This window comes from Herbiconiux aconitum (genome assembly GCF_024979235.1).
GTDB classification, from domain to species: Bacteria; Actinomycetota; Actinomycetes; order Actinomycetales; family Microbacteriaceae; genus Herbiconiux; species Herbiconiux aconitum.
The window spans coordinates 1,369,131-1,382,912 of the sequence record NZ_JANLCM010000001.1; the positions used below are offsets into that span (position 1 = coordinate 1,369,131).

The 13,782-nt window shown below is 66.8% G+C and carries 15 protein-coding genes and 1 pseudogene; 12 read left to right on the plus strand and 4 right to left on the minus strand.

The features are described from left to right. The first annotated feature begins 18 nt into the window (after positions 1 to 18). The 4 genes from N1027_RS06295 (at position 19) to N1027_RS06310 (ending at position 3,411) form a co-directional block, all read left to right on the plus strand. Positions 19 to 756: an SDR family NAD(P)-dependent oxidoreductase gene (locus N1027_RS06295; RefSeq protein WP_259506259.1), complete on the plus strand. Its 738-nt coding sequence runs from the start codon at positions 19 to 21 to the stop codon at positions 754 to 756. Between the two features lie 113 nt (positions 757 to 869). Continuing rightward, a complete protein-coding gene (locus tag N1027_RS06300) occupies positions 870 to 1,178 on the plus strand; it encodes a YciI family protein (protein ID WP_259506261.1) in 309 nt (102 codons plus the stop codon). Between the two features lie 67 nt (positions 1,179 to 1,245). After that, positions 1,246 to 1,995, plus strand: a complete 750-nt coding sequence (locus N1027_RS06305; RefSeq protein ID WP_259506263.1) for an SDR family NAD(P)-dependent oxidoreductase — start codon at positions 1,246 to 1,248, stop codon at positions 1,993 to 1,995. A gap of 168 nt (positions 1,996 to 2,163) precedes the next feature. Beyond that, positions 2,164 to 3,411 (plus strand): MFS transporter, encoded by a 1,248-nt coding sequence (locus tag N1027_RS06310; RefSeq protein ID WP_259506265.1) that lies wholly within the window; start codon positions 2,164 to 2,166, stop codon positions 3,409 to 3,411. A gap of 71 nt (positions 3,412 to 3,482) precedes the next feature. On the opposite strand, the gene N1027_RS06315 is transcribed toward N1027_RS06310, so the two are convergent. After that, positions 3,483 to 4,049: a TetR/AcrR family transcriptional regulator gene (locus N1027_RS06315; RefSeq protein WP_259506266.1), complete on the minus strand. Its 567-nt coding sequence runs from the start codon at positions 4,047 to 4,049 to the stop codon at positions 3,483 to 3,485. Positions 4,050 to 4,117: 68 nt separating this feature from the next. Between N1027_RS06315 and N1027_RS06320 the strand changes: the two genes are divergently transcribed. Continuing rightward, a complete protein-coding gene (locus tag N1027_RS06320) occupies positions 4,118 to 4,702 on the plus strand; it encodes a dihydrofolate reductase family protein (protein ID WP_308199779.1) in 585 nt (194 codons plus the stop codon). On the opposite strand, the gene N1027_RS06325 is transcribed toward N1027_RS06320, so the two are convergent. Next, positions 4,609 to 5,592, minus strand: a complete 984-nt coding sequence (locus N1027_RS06325) for a helix-turn-helix domain-containing protein (protein WP_259506268.1) — start codon at positions 5,590 to 5,592, stop codon at positions 4,609 to 4,611. The genes N1027_RS06320 and N1027_RS06325 overlap by 94 nt on opposite strands. A gap of 140 nt (positions 5,593 to 5,732) precedes the next feature. Between N1027_RS06325 and N1027_RS06330 the strand changes: the two genes are divergently transcribed. The 3 genes from N1027_RS06330 (at position 5,733) to N1027_RS06340 (ending at position 10,122) form a co-directional block, all read left to right on the plus strand. After that, the gene (locus tag N1027_RS06330; RefSeq protein ID WP_259506269.1) at positions 5,733 to 6,677 is read left to right on the plus strand and encodes an MBL fold metallo-hydrolase; all 945 of its coding nucleotides are present in this window, start codon (positions 5,733 to 5,735) and stop codon (positions 6,675 to 6,677) included. 164 nt (positions 6,678 to 6,841) lie between these two features. Further along, entirely contained in the window at positions 6,842 to 7,963 is a 1,122-nt protein-coding gene (alr, locus tag N1027_RS06335) for an alanine racemase (RefSeq protein WP_259506270.1), read from the plus strand. Then, entirely contained in the window at positions 7,960 to 10,122 is a 2,163-nt protein-coding gene (locus tag N1027_RS06340; RefSeq protein ID WP_259506271.1) for a CapA family protein, read from the plus strand. Before alr ends, N1027_RS06340 begins: the two co-directional genes overlap by 4 nt. A 34-nt stretch (positions 10,123 to 10,156) precedes the next feature. Here the strand turns inward: N1027_RS06340 and dinB are convergent, their stop codons facing one another. Together dinB and N1027_RS06350 are read right to left on the minus strand one after the other, a co-directional pair. Next, a complete protein-coding gene (gene dinB / locus N1027_RS06345; protein WP_259506274.1) occupies positions 10,157 to 11,353 on the minus strand; it encodes a DNA polymerase IV in 1,197 nt (398 codons plus the stop codon). Between the two features lie 151 nt (positions 11,354 to 11,504). Beyond that, the gene (locus N1027_RS06350; protein WP_259506279.1) at positions 11,505 to 11,873 is read right to left on the minus strand and encodes a VOC family protein; all 369 of its coding nucleotides are present in this window, start codon (positions 11,871 to 11,873) and stop codon (positions 11,505 to 11,507) included. 62 nt (positions 11,874 to 11,935) lie between these two features. Here N1027_RS06350 and N1027_RS06355 point away from each other — a divergent pair, with 62 nt between their 5' ends. The 4 genes and pseudogenes from N1027_RS06355 to N1027_RS20110 all read left to right on the plus strand — a co-directional run. Next, positions 11,936 to 12,397 carry a MarR family winged helix-turn-helix transcriptional regulator gene (locus tag N1027_RS06355; RefSeq protein ID WP_259506280.1) on the plus strand — a complete coding sequence of 154 codons (462 nt, stop codon included), beginning with the start codon at positions 11,936 to 11,938 and terminating at the stop codon, positions 12,395 to 12,397. A gap of 35 nt (positions 12,398 to 12,432) precedes the next feature. Beyond that, entirely contained in the window at positions 12,433 to 12,930 is a 498-nt protein-coding gene (locus N1027_RS06360) for a hypothetical protein (protein ID WP_259506281.1), read from the plus strand. 102 nt (positions 12,931 to 13,032) lie between these two features. After that, positions 13,033 to 13,611: a hypothetical protein gene (locus N1027_RS06365; protein WP_259506282.1), complete on the plus strand. Its 579-nt coding sequence runs from the start codon at positions 13,033 to 13,035 to the stop codon at positions 13,609 to 13,611. Next, positions 13,608 to 13,781, plus strand: a pseudogene (locus tag N1027_RS20110) (hypothetical protein); the annotation flags it as partial. The gene N1027_RS06365 and the pseudogene N1027_RS20110, both read left to right, overlap by 4 nt. Position 13,782: the final 1 nt, after the last annotated feature.

A 13,782-nucleotide genomic window follows, 5' to 3' on the forward strand; every position in this document is an offset into this window, starting at 1 on the left:
GAAATGGAGGAGTTGTTCATGGAACTGCACAACAAAGTCGCGCTCGTCACCGGCGCTGGATCAACGGGCGGAATCGGCGCCGCGGTGGCCACCCGCTTCGCGGCTGAAGGCGCCGAAATCATCATCAGCGGCCGGAACGCCCGCCGGGCAGAAGACGTGCTGTCCGCCGTCAGATCCGCCGGGGCAACGGCACGATTCGTGCAGGCCGAGCTCACCGAACCTGATGAGATCGCCAACTTGGCTCTACGCGCCGGCCCGGTCGACATCCTCGTCAACAACGCCGGGTTCCTCAAGGTCGGCGCGTTGAGCGGATTCTCGATGGCCGACTTCGATGCCACATTCGACATCAACGTGCGGGCTAACGCGCTGCTGACGAGTCGGATCGCGCCACAGATGCTCGCGCGCGGCGCGGGAAGCATCATCAACATCTCCTCGGTGGCCGCGCGAAGAGCGCGCCCGGGGATGGCGATCTATGGCGCCTCCAAGAGCGCCGTCGAGGCTCTCACCCGTTCTTACGCAGCGGAGTTCGCATCTGGTGGAGTGCGGGTCAACGCCATCGCACCAGGAACGGTGTCCAGCGACTTCGTGCTGGGCCTCTTGGGTGTGCCCGCAGATGCTCCCAGGACGGGCGTCCCACTCAACAGAATCGGCACTCCTCACGAGATCGCCGAAGCGGCCCTTTTTCTCGCATCAGATCGATCCCAGTTCGTCACCGGCACCGTTCTCGCGGTCGACGGGGGCAGCACCGCGCTGTGACGAGCCCTGAAAGCTCCCCCCAAGAATTCCTCGCCAGATCGGCAGGAAAACGAAGCGGCTGAACTCGTATTCGAGGTTCGGCCGCAGTTAGGAGACGGCAGAACATGCCCGACATGAACGGCCCCACATACGTCATTCTCACGCAGCTCCCTGGCCCTTCCTGGGTGGAGGGAACGGACTACAACGACCAGCCTGATTTCTGGACGCACGTGCACTACATGGAGGAGATCTTCGCCACCGGCAATGTCGTTCTCAGCGGCCCATTCATGCACGCAATCGGCGGCCGTGTCGCCGACGGAGGCATGACCGTGCTCAAGAACGTGACGGTCGAAGAGGCGCAGGCAATCGCATCGGCAGACCCCACCGACGGCGGAATGATCAACACCTCCGTCCAGCCATGGTGGATCCCGTTCCACGAATGATTCAGCAGTACCTGGCGGCGTTGCGGTCCGCAAAGCCCGAAACCACATCTGAAAGAAGGACTTCTTCATGACTAACTCATTGCAGGGCCAAACGGCCCTCGTCACCGGATCCACCAGCGGCATCGGCCGGGCCATCGCGCTTCGCCTCGCCGGCCTGGGCGCGCACGTGATCGTCTCCGGTCGAGATGATGCACGAGGCGGTGACGTCGTCGAGCGGATTCGCGCGGAGGGCGGGTCGGCTGACTTCGTTCACGCAGATCTCTCGACCGGCGCAGGTGCGGCGCGGCTCGCCGACGCCGCGGCAGCCGTCACCGGTCAGATCGACATCCTGGTGAACAATGCCGGGGTGTTTCCCTTTGCGTCCACAGCTGACACCACGGAGGACATCGTTGATCAGGTGCTGGCGGTGAACATCAAGGCGCCGCTCCTACTGACCAGTGCACTCATCCCCACCATGGCCGCCAGAGGAACCGGGTCGGTCGTCAATGTGGGTTCGGTGGCCGGCTCGATGGCACTCACCGGAGCCACCGCGTACTCGGCCTCCAAAGCCGCGATTCATCAGCTGACTCGCGTGTGGGTAGCCGAATACGCCACCTCGGGGGTGCGATTCAACACGGTGGCGCCGGGATACACCGAAACGGAAGGATCTCAGGCAAATACCGATGAGGCGCTCCGTGCGGCACTCGTGTCCCTGACCCCGGCCGGACGTGGAGGTAGGCCTGACGAGATCGCGGACGCAGTCGCCTTCCTGGTCGGCGACGACGCGCGATACATCCATGGAGCGCTCCTCACAGTGGACGGTGGAAGCGGAGTCTGAGCGCGCCGGGAGGCCGCGAGACCAGGGGTGGGAATAAAGACACGGTGCCGATGTTCTACAGCTCGAAGCGTTCTTGACTATGGCGACAATAACAGGACGCACCCGCCCCGGAGCCGGAGTCGAGGGCGCTTCGCAGACTCTCACCAACTCTCATTAAGGCAGGACTGCATGTCTTCTCCTGAAACAACCATCTCCCGGCTTCCCCACTCGAACGCCCGGGGGTGGGCCGGCGTGATCGCCATCGGCATCGGATCGTTCGCTCTGTCTGTCACCGAGCTTCTCCCGGTCGGTCTTCTCCAGCCCATCGCTTCCGATCTCGATGTCAGCGAAGGTGTTGCCGGGTTGATGGTCGGGGTTCCCGCCGTCGTGGCCGCGCTCAGCGCTCTTGCCTTCGTGGTGCTCGCCGGAAAATCCGACCGGCGAAAGCTCTTGATCGCCGGGAGCGCACTCTTGCTCTTCTCCGACGTTCTCGCGCTCATCGCGCCCAACTTCCTGGTGATGATCGTCGCGCGGGCGCTTCTCGGCATCGCCCTGGGAAGCTTCTGGGCCATCGCCGGAAGCCTCGGAGCCAAGCTCGTGCACGAACGGTTCATCGGGCCCGCGACGTCGATCATCTTCGCCGGACTCTCGATCGCCGCGGTGGTCTCCGTGCCGTTCGGCACCTTCATCGCCACGGTCGCCGGCTGGCGCGAAGCGTTCCTGATCGCCACCGTTCTCGGCGTCGTCGTGGTGGTGCTGCAGCTGGTGGTCGTGCCGAAGATCATCATGGATCAAGCACCCTCACTCCGCGCACTGCCGACCCTGCTCCGGCGCCCGCGGGTCGTCGTGCTCCTCGTGACGGTCGCCCTGGTGTTCGTCGGCCAGTACGTCTCCTACACCTACATCACCCCGTATCTCGGCGGGAATCTGGGTATCGACGGCGGCACGATCAGCGCACTTCTCCTCGCCTTCGGGATCGGCGGCATCATCGGCAACTTCGTCGGTGGGGCGCTGGCGGCGAAGCGGCTGAAGGTCATGCTCGTGACCTTCATCGTGCTCATGTTCGTCGGCATCATCGCATCACAGCTGCTCACGGGGTCGCTCGTCGGCGCGCTGATCGTGCTGGTCATCTGGGGTCTGGGCGCCGGGGCTGCGCCCGCGTCGCTCCAGGTCTGGGTCTTCACGATCGCCGGCGACCACGCCGAGGCCGGCACGGCACTCCTCGTCTCCATGCTCAACGTGTCCATCGCCGTCGGAACGACGGTCGGAGGAGTGATCGTCGATTCGGCGGGCGTGCCCGCCGCCTTCTGGTTCGGCGGCGCTCTGCTCCTCCTCGCTCTCGTCAACGTGTCGATCTTCGCCCTGCGGTCTCCTCGCCGGAATCGCGCCGTCGAGGCCCGCGACGAGTCGGCTGAGGCGGAGACGGTCATCGCCTGATCGAAAGCAGCACCACTCTGGCGGGTTCTCGCATCGGTGAGAGCCCGCCGGCGCGTTGCCCGGCGGTCCGGTCAGCGGAGGAGCCCGGCGACGAGATCGTCGATGATGGCGTCGGTGGAGGTCTCCGGGTCGATCGGGTTCGTCAGCCGGTCCAGCAGCAGCCCGTCGATGGCGTAGTGGAAGAGTGCGATTTCACGTCGACCACCGGGGAGCCCGGCCTCCGAGTTGAACGCCACATCACCCTCGAAGCCGGCCCGTTGCCAGGCGCCGAGCACCGCGGCGACCTCCGGTCGGCGGCTGCTCTCCAGTCTCAGCTCGAAGAGGGCGAGCGTCACTTCGCGGTCGGAACTGAGGCGACGCACGATGTCGCGGATGTAGTCGGCGAACAACGCCGGGCTCGGGTCTGCCGAAGCGCGGCGCTCGAGGTCCTCCGCGGTCGGCGCCAGCCGTTCGCCGATGCGATCGACAAGTCCTGCGATCAGGGTGTCACGGCTGCGGAAATAGTTCGAAGTGGTGCCGGCCGGCACTCCGGCGATCTGATCGACGGCTCGGTGGGTGAGACCTCGTGCGCCGAATCGTGCGAGTGCCGACAGTCCGGCGTCGGTGAGCGCGCGACGACGGTCCTCGTTCTTGGCCATGTCTGAACCCTAGCGCAACCACTACAGCTGTGCTACATTCCAAGCACTACGGATGTTGTGAATGGAGCATGATGCGAGAACTTGTCTACTACGTCGCCGTCAGCCTGGATGGTTTCATTGCAGGGCCGAACGGCGAGTTCGACTCCTTCCTCGCCGAGGGAGACCACATGGACGTGATCAACGAGCGCTTCGCCGACACGATCCCCACCGACTTCGCCGACGCGCTCCACATTCCCCAGAGTCGATCGATGTTCGACACCGTGCTGATGGGCTGGAACACGTACGCGGTCGGGTTGCCCTTCGGAGTCGAGAGCCCCTACCGGCACCTGCGCCAGATCGTGTTCACCCGGGGCCGAAATGCGACGGGAGAGAGCCTCGAGGTTTCGAGGGATGACCCGGCAGAGGTGGTGCGGCGGCTCAAGCAGGAAGTCGGGGCATCCATCTGGCTGTGCGGCGGCGGAGCACTGGCCGCAACGCTGGCCGATGAGATCGACCGGTTGGTGCTGAAGCGCAATCCCGTGCTCTTCGGCACCGGTATACCGCTGTTCGGGGAGCGCCCCTACCGGCCGGAGCGCTTCGACGAGGTTGCGACGACGGCGTTCGAGTCGGGTGTCGTGCTCTCCGAATACCGGCGCGCCCCTTCGGCCGGGTGATGTCGCAGGTGACCGCTTTCTGCATCCACCGCGTCCGGTGACGCAAGCGTGGCCAGCAGGCGCAGCGCGTCTGAGGTGTGAGTGCCGGCGGCAGCGGTGTGGGTGACGAGGGTCTGATCCGGGTTGTCGATGGATCGAAGGGTCTGCTGGGTCACCGAGAGGGCTCCCACGAGGGGATGACGCATCTCGTAGACGGCCGTCGCACAGGGCTGCACCCGGATGTCTGCCCACAGCTTCGCGAAATCGGCGCTGGCCATCGTGAGAGAACCGATGAGTGAGGCGAGCACCGGATCATCCGGGTGCCTGCCGACCACCAGCCGGAGATTGCCCACGACGGCAGCGCTCTTGGCTCGCCAGTCGGCGTACAACTCGCGTGTGTGTTCGTCGAGGAAGACCAGTCGCGCCATGTTGGGTCGCGTCGATGATGTGTCAGGGGCGTTCAGGTCGAGGTGGGAGGCGACCAAGGCATGCCCGGTCGAATTCCACGCGAGCACATCCGATCGGCGTCCGAGCACCAGGGCGGGAACATCTCCGAGGGATGCTACGAGTTCCAGGAGCGCGGGATCGGCGCGCTCGGCCGGCGGCCTCTTGACGGCCGCCCTCAGCGGCTTCCTGGTCGCGAGAGTGTGCAGGTGGGTGCGTTCCGCATCAGTGAGCTGCAGTGCGCTCGCGAGGGCGTCGAGCACTTGGGGTGATGCGTTCACCGAGTGGCCCTGCTCGAGTCGCGTGTAGTACGAGGCGCTCACCCCGGCGATCATCGCCAGCTCTTCGCGGCGCAGCCCTTCCACCCGACGGCGGTCGCCGCTCGTGAGACCGGCACTTTTCGGGGTGATTCGGGCTCGGCTCGCTTGCAGGAAATCCGCGAGCGCTGTCGTATCCGTCGATGCCATCACCCCAGTCTCGTGGGCCACGCTGTGTTCTGACCCTCCTTGATGGGGATAGGCACGAGCGGGGATTCCACGATGCGGCCGCACCACGCATCGTGGAAACCGTCGACCACGACAGACGTGGCGAGAAACGGGCGTGACGCATGAATTCCATCACCAGCCTCGAGACCAGCTCGACCCTGACATTCGGCGACGTCGTCGTGACCCGGGCGGTCGAAAGCGTCGGGAGCATCGGCATGCAGCCCGAGCAATTCTTCCCGGGCACGGATCCGTCGGCGTGGGAAGGCCATGAAGACCTGCTTCGCCCCCATTTTCTCGAAACAGACGGCGACTCGACGATGACGAGCACCGCGCGAACAGCGTTCCAGACCTGGATTCTGCGCTCAGGGGGAAAGACCGTGCTGATCGATGCCGCGATCGGCAACGACAAAGACCGCGCCGACGTGCCGAGCTGGTCCCACCTGCAGACGGCGTTCCTGGAGCGTCTCGCGGACGCCGGGGTCATCCCCGAGGAGGTCGACTTCGTCGTGAACACCCATCTGCACGCCGATCATGTCGGATGGAACACCCGCTTGGTGCAGGGGGAGTGGGTTCCGACGTTCCCCAACGCGAGCTACCTGATGCCGGCCGAGGACCTCGCGTTCTGGAATCCGCAGGCGAACAACACCACGATAATGGGGCCCGGATCGCACACCGTCTGGGCCGACAGCATCCAGCCCCTCCTCGACGCCGGGTTGGTCACGTCCTGGAGCGGAGAATTCCGGATCGACGACGCGCTGACCCTCGAGGCGGCGCCCGGTCACACCCCGGGCGCGAGCATCCTGAGGCTGCGGTCGGGAGATGCTGAGGCGCTGTTCATCGGTGACACGGTGCACAGCCCGGCTCAGGTCGTGGATGCGCACACCTCGAGCTGCTTCGATGAGGACGTCGCGCAGGCGAACACGACGCGTCGGCGGATCTTCACCGAAGCGGCCGAGAAGAACCTGCCCCTGTTCGCCGCGCATTTCGGCGGCCACGGTGGGTTCACGGTCAGGGCGGTGGGCGACGGATTCGAGATCGCGGGCTGGCAGCCGCTCGACGCGATCTGACGGGACCCCGGGCATCCGCGGGGGCCGCTCGGACGAGGCGATCTCGTCCCAGCGACCAACACCTTTGTTCTTGCGGATGACGATCTGGATTCCGATCTGCTGAACGCTGGTTGCATGGATGAAGCAACCTCGCGACGAGTCGTCGCAGACGGCCCGGCCCGGTGATGCCCTCGACCTCCGAGCTCGTCGTGCACGACGACGCGATCCGGGCGAACACCGCCTACTTCGCGTCGGTCACCGGCAACCAGCTCATGGCGGTGCTCAAGGCCGATGCGTTCGGTCACGGCGCGATCGCCCAGTCGGTGCTCGACGCCGGTGCCACCTCGATCGGCGTCACGTCGATCGACGAAGCACTCAAGCTGCGGAACGCCGGGGTGCGCGCGCCGATCCTCAGCTGGCTCAACGCCATCGATGCCGACTTCGGGGCCGCGGTGCAGGCCGAGGTGGACATCGCTGTGTCGAGCCTCGCGCTGTTGCACGCCGTCGGTCGCGCGGCATCCCTCGTCGGGCAGCGCGCCCGCGTGCACCTGCACGTCGACGTGGGAATGGCGCGTGACGGCGCCCCCACCGACGCCTGGGCGACGCTGTGCCACATCGCTCGCGAGCTGGAGGCGCTCGGCTCCGTGCGCGTCGTCGGGGTGATGGGGCACATGTCGTGCGCCGACCGGCCCGACCACCCGCAGAACCAGCGCGAACGCCTCATCTTCGCCAACGCCGTGCGCACGGCGCGGCGGCGCGGTCTGGCTCCCTCGGTCACCCATCTCGCGGCGACGGCCGCGACGCTCACCGGAGTCGGTTCCGGGTTCGGTGTGCATCGCATCGGCGCCGGATTGTTCGGAATCGACCCCTCCGGCACCACCGACCACCTCCGGCCGGCATTGTCTCTCACCACGCACGTCGTCACGACGCGTGAGATCGCCGCCGGCACGAGCGTCGGCTACGGGCTCGACCACGTGGCGGATCGCCGCACGAATCTCGCTCTTCTGCCGATCGGCTACGGCGACGGACTCCCGCGCGCCGCGTCGAACCGCGCCGACGTGCTCGTGCGCGGCCGGCGACGTCCGCTCGTCGGGCGGTTCTCGATGGACATGATGGTCGTGGATACCGGCGACGACCGCATCGCCCCGGGCGAGAGCGTGACCGTGTTCGGCCCGGGTGCGCACGGCGAACCGACCGTTGCCGAATGGGCCGGTTGGGCCGACACCATCGAGCACGAGATCGTCACCCGCGTCGGGATGCGCGTCGGCCGCATCCATCGCACGAAGACACCGGAGAACCACCGATGACAGACTCTTCACCCACCACCACGACCCGAGAGGCGTGGGGTGACGCGCTCAAGGGCGCGCTGATCATTCTCGTGGTTCTGTGGCACGTCGTCATGAAGAGCTACCTCCAGATCGATTGGCAGATCGGCGTGCCGATCCCTGGCATCTGGGGACTTTTCGGCGATGTGATCTGGACGTTCCTGATGCCGCTGTTCTTGCTGGTGTCGGGCTACTTCGCGGCGAAGGCCTACACCCGCGCCTGGTCGGAGGTCGCCCGCACACGCGTCATCCGGTTCCTTTATCTCTATCTGCTGTGGACGCTCATCCACGCAGCCACGCTGTGGGCCTTCCCCGACTTCCCGACCCTGGTGCCGCGCAGTGTCGGCCAGTTCGTCGAGTTCGTCACGATCAGCCCACCCGACACCTGGTATCTCTATGCGTTGGCGGTCTACTTCCTCGTGGCCAAGGCTCTGTCGCGCGTGCGGCCCTGGCTCGTCATCAGTGCTGCCGCGGTCCTGTCGATCGCCGTCTCGGCCGGGTTCATCGAGATCGTCAGCAACCGCGGTTCACTCCTCTACAACTTCACCTTCTTCTTGCTGGGGCTCCATCTGGCTCCGCAGATCCGACTCTCCATCCACCGCCTCACACCGGCGAAGACCACGATGGTGATCGCCGGATTCCTGATCGCGTTTGCAGCGATGCGACTCACCGGCACCGAGACGCTGCCCGGGGTGTGGCCGCTCGTGTCGGTGCTCGGGGTCGCAATGGGCCTGGCCATCGCCCCGACGCTGGCGCGGGCGCCTGTCGTGGGAGCCGGATTCACGTGGCTGGGTCGACGCAGCCTGCCGATCTATCTGCTCCACATGCCGCTGCTCGCCCTGGCCGACTTCCTCCTGGCCGAGTGGCTGTCGGGAGCGCGGGTTGCGGTGCAGCTCGTCGCGGCCGTCACGATGCCGGTACTGCTGACGGCCGTCGTGATCGCCGTGTCTGTGCTGCTCAACCGGTTCCTCACCCGCGACGGCTTCTCGTGGTTGTTCGATCTGCCGCGCAGAAGACCGCGTGCGCCCACCCCGACGGTCGGCGGCTCCCGCCTCGCGGCACGCCGTGCACCCTGGCGCTCCGCCGTCGCGGTGATGCTGCTGGTCGCGTGCGGGGTGGTGGCCATGCGCACGACCGCCATTCCCGGCTGTGCGCCCGATGCGGCTGCGCACCCTGCCGCCCGGCCCGATGAAGTCAGCATCGGTGCCACCGGAGACCTGCTCATCCACGACATCGGGCACGCCGTGCCACTCGACGGCGGGGCCGGCTATTTCGCAGCCGTGCGGCCCTGGTTCACTCAAGACCTCGTGACCGGCAACCTCGAGCAGGTGATCTCCGACGACACCGGTTTCGTCAAGTGCGGCTCTGACACGGACTGCCTGGCCTTTCGCAGCGAACCGAAGACTGCGCAGTACTACGCCGGCTTCGACCTTCTGAACATGGCGAACAATCACACCAGTGACTTCGGCGTCGACGGCTACGCGAACACCAGAGCGAACCTCGCCGCGAACGGCATCCGTGCCGTGGGGGAACGGGACGAGATCGTCTGCACGAGGATCGGCGACACCACGGTGGCCATGATCGGATTCGCTCCCTACCGTGGCACCAACCCGGTCACGGATCTGAGGCACGTGCGCACGGTGGTCGGTTCGGCGGCGGCCTCCGCCGACGTGGTGGTCGTGCAGGCGCACATGGGTGCCGAAGGGCCCGATGCGAACGTCGTCACCCCCGGTCCGGAGGAGATGTACGGCGAGAACCGCGGCGATGTGATCGCCTTCTCCCATGCGGCGATCGACGCCGGAGCCGACCTCGTGCTCGGCCACGGCCCCCATACCCTCCGGGGAGCCGAGTTCTACCACGGTCGGCTCATCGCCTACAGCCTCGGCAACTTCGGCGGCGGCGGTGTGTTCGGAGCGGAACAGGCCACCCGCTACGGCGTCTACCTCGACGTCAGTCTCCGCTCCGATGGCAGTTTCGTGCGCGGCCGGATGCAGTCGGTGCATTTCGATCACACGGGCGGCAGCCCCCAGCCCGATCCCGACGGCCGTGCCGCCGCCTTGGTGGACGAGTTCAGTCGACGCGACTTTCCGACAACCGCACCGCGCATCGAACCGGACGGCAGCCTCGCCCCCGCGGGATAGCGGAGGTGCCCCAGAGGGCCATCGTGGTGTTTCCTCACTCGTGTTCCGGGAGCAGCGGCGTCGACCAGCCCGGATCGCGATCGAGCTGGGTGGCGCGCGCGACCGACGTCGCTCCGAAGCGATCGCGCACGGCGTCGAGAACGGTGTCGAGGCGCGCGTCGTCGTTCCAGTCGATGGGCAGTTCCGGTTGGAGGCTGTCGGCGCGTGCCAACTGCGACAACGAGACGCCGATTAGGGTGATGCCCCGCTCCGCGATCTCCGGTTGCGCAGAGGCGAGCAACTCACGCGCCACGGCGAGGAGCACCGAGGTGCGATCGGATGCGGAGCCGACGGTGCGCGATCGCGTGGCCTTCACGAAATCGCCGAAACGAAGCCGCAGAACGACCGTGCGGCACACCCGGTCGCCGTCACGGAGGCGCCGGGCGAGTCGATCGACGATCTGAGTGAGGATGAGGTCGAGTTCGTCGGCCGTGCGCGGGCGGCTGCCGAGAGCACGTTGAGAACCAATGGATGCGCGGCGGCGGGTGGTGTCGACGGGGCGCGGATCGCGCAACCTGGCCAGCGCATGGAGGTGGGCGCCGGTCGCCCGCCCCAGCAATCTCTCGGCGGTCGCGGCTTCGAGCTCGGCCAGCTGGCCAACGGTGGAGATGCCCAGGCGGTGCAGTTTCTCGGCGGTCACGGCGCCGACTCCCCACAGTCGTTCCACCGGGAGCGGGAGGAGGAACGCCTCTTCTCGATCCGGCTCCACGACGAGTAGCCCGTCGGGCTTGCTCACGGCACTGGCGACCTTGGCGAGGAACTTGGTGCGCGCGACACCGACCGAGATCGCAAGCCCGACCTCCGCTCGAACGCGGTCGCGCAAGCGCACCGCAACCTGTTCGGGTGTGCCGACGATCCGCCGCAGACCACCCACCTCCAAGAACGCCTCGTCAATCGACAGCCCCTCCACGAGCGGTGTCGTATCGCGGAAGATCGCGAACACGTCTTTGCTGGCCGCGGAGTACGCATCCATTCGCGGCGGCACGACGACGGCATCCGGGCACAGGTCGCGCGCTTGCCGACCGCCCATGGCCGTGCGCACTCCGCGGGCCTTCGCCTCGTAGCTGGCCGCCAGCACCACGCCGCCGCCGACGATGACGGGTCGGCCGCGCAGCTCGGGCGCGTCGCGCTGCTCGACCGACGCGTAGAAGGCGTCGAGATCGGCATGCAGCACGCTTGCCTCGCCTCGCATCCTGCCTCCCGCGCTCGCTCCTGGGTGGATCGTCGCACGCACCAGCGACACTCCACCCACTATCGCTCGCGACGTGCTCGAGCACTACCGCGGGATGACGATCGCCGGCGTCGTCTGCTGGCACCGTGGCCGGGGCGAGCTGCGCGGCGCCTCAGGCCCGGTCGTGGAGGGTGACGTGATAGCCGTCGGGGTCGGCGAACGTGAAGGTGCGACCGAAGGGGCCGTCGATCGGTGCGGAGACGATCGTGTGGCCGTCGGCGAGGAGGGTGTCGTGAATGGCCTGGACGTCGGTGGCGTGGAGCCAGATCGCGGCTCCGATGCCGGGCTGCGGGGCCGACGCGAGATCGGTGCCGGGAACGATGTCGCGCAGTGCGAACGCGATCGGCGTCGTCTCGAAGACGACCGCATGAGGGGGGCCGGCCTGTGAATGCACGAGGCCGAGGTACTGCTCGTAGAACGCCCGCGACGCGTCGAGATCGCGCGTCTGGAGGGAGATGAAGTCGGGACCGGTGACGGGCATGGATTGCTTCCTTCTGTCGTGTCAGTTAGCTGACATCATCCAGAGTATGTCAGAATACTGACATGAGTCAAGACGGAGTCGATCTGCCGACGTCACTGGGCTATCTGCTGAAAGAGGCCTCGAGCGCCCTCCGCGCCGCCATGGAGGCGGTGCTGCGCCCGCTCGGGATGACGGTGACGCACTATTCCTGCCTCGAACTGCTCGCACAACGCCCGGGCCTTTCCAACTCCGAGCTCGCGCGGGGAGCCTTCGTGACCCGGCAATCGATGAACGTGCTGCTGCAAACCCTGGAACGAGACGGATACGTGACCCGGCCAGAGGAGGCCCGCGTCGGCAAAGTGCTTCCCACGCAGCTCACGCCACGCGGTCGGCGGAGTCTGGCGAAAGCGACCGTCGCGGTGCGATCCGTCGAGCTCAGGATGCTGGGCAGCCTGACGCAAGACGAGCAGTCGAGCGCGTACGCGATCCTGCAGAGCATGATCCACGCCCTGCGCACCGGAGACGAGAACGAAGCGCGTTCTTAGCGTGCCGCTGCGAGGCGTCCCGATACGATTCCGCCATGGATGCGACCGATCTCGTCAGCTGGCAGACCTTCGCGTCAGCCTCCGCCGGAACCGCGGGGGCCCTCGCGGGCCTCATCATCGTGGCGATCTCGGTCAACGTGAAGCAGATCCTCGCGGGCTCGGCCCTGCCGGCTCGCGCCGGCTCCACCATCGCGGCGATCGCCGTCATCCTGGTGTCGGCGTTGGCCATGCTGATCCCGCAGCAATCCCTGGTGAAGCTCGGCATCGTGGTGCTGGCCTTCGCCGTCATCGCCCTCGGTTTTCAGGCGGACGCGGCGGTGCGGATGCTGCGCAGCCACGACGGCCCGAGCCTCTCCCGCACCATACCCACCATCGTTCTCCACGTCGGCCAGCTCTCCGGCGTGCTGGTGGGAAGCATCCTGCTGATCTCGGCCAACCCTGACGGGCTCTTCCACGTGGCCTGGGGCTTCATCGCGATCTTCATCGTCTCGCTCCTGAACGCCTGGGTCTTGATGGTGGAGATCCTCCGTTAGTAGCGGGTCAGCCCTCGCCGGGTGACCGTGTAGCGATCCGCATTAAGGTTCGGGCTCTGCCGGACATGTCTTATGCGAGACGATCGATGAGGGGTGGCCGAGGTGGATGAACTGGATGAGGCGCTGGAGCGCGCAGCTCCCGAGCGATGCCGTGACGATTCCGCGGCGGCCCGCTCCGCGCGAGCTCTTGCCGTCGTCGTGGCGGCGGCTCACCCGCGGCGCAAGAAGCGGTGGGGGATCGTCGCCGCCGTGGTGAGCATCCTCGTGCTCGGTGGTGGTGCGACCACTGCGGCTGCGACGGGGATGTTCGACTGGTCGTGGAAGAACGCCGACGCGTTGTCGGTGCAGGAATTCCCGGTGGGTGAAGACCCCGGCGGGCAGGTGTGTTTCATGGCGCTCTGGGCCGAAGCCGACCCGGGCGCTTCGGCAGAACTCAACGCTGCAGTCGAAAAGGCGCAGTCCTTTCTGCACGCGCACGATTGGTCGGCCCTGGATGCCGACACGAGCAACATCTGGGCGAAGCAGCGCAAGCAGCTCGTCGCGGACGGATCAGCGACCCCGACGCTGCTGGCATCCCTCACTGCAGCTCAGGTTCAGGGCGACCTCAGCGACGCCGGTCTGATTGCGCCCGGCATGATGATCACCTCGCGCGTCGACTGCCGCGATGGAGCCGGCGAGTGAGCAACGAGGCCCACGCCCGCCTCCGCCGGCTCCACGAGCTGCTGGCGGCCGACCTGCTCAGCTACTTCACCCGGCGGGTCGCGATCAGAGAAGACGCCGCCGATTTCCTGGCCGAGACCTTCGTCACCGCATGGCGACACATCGACCGACTCCCCAAGGTCGACGAGCCCG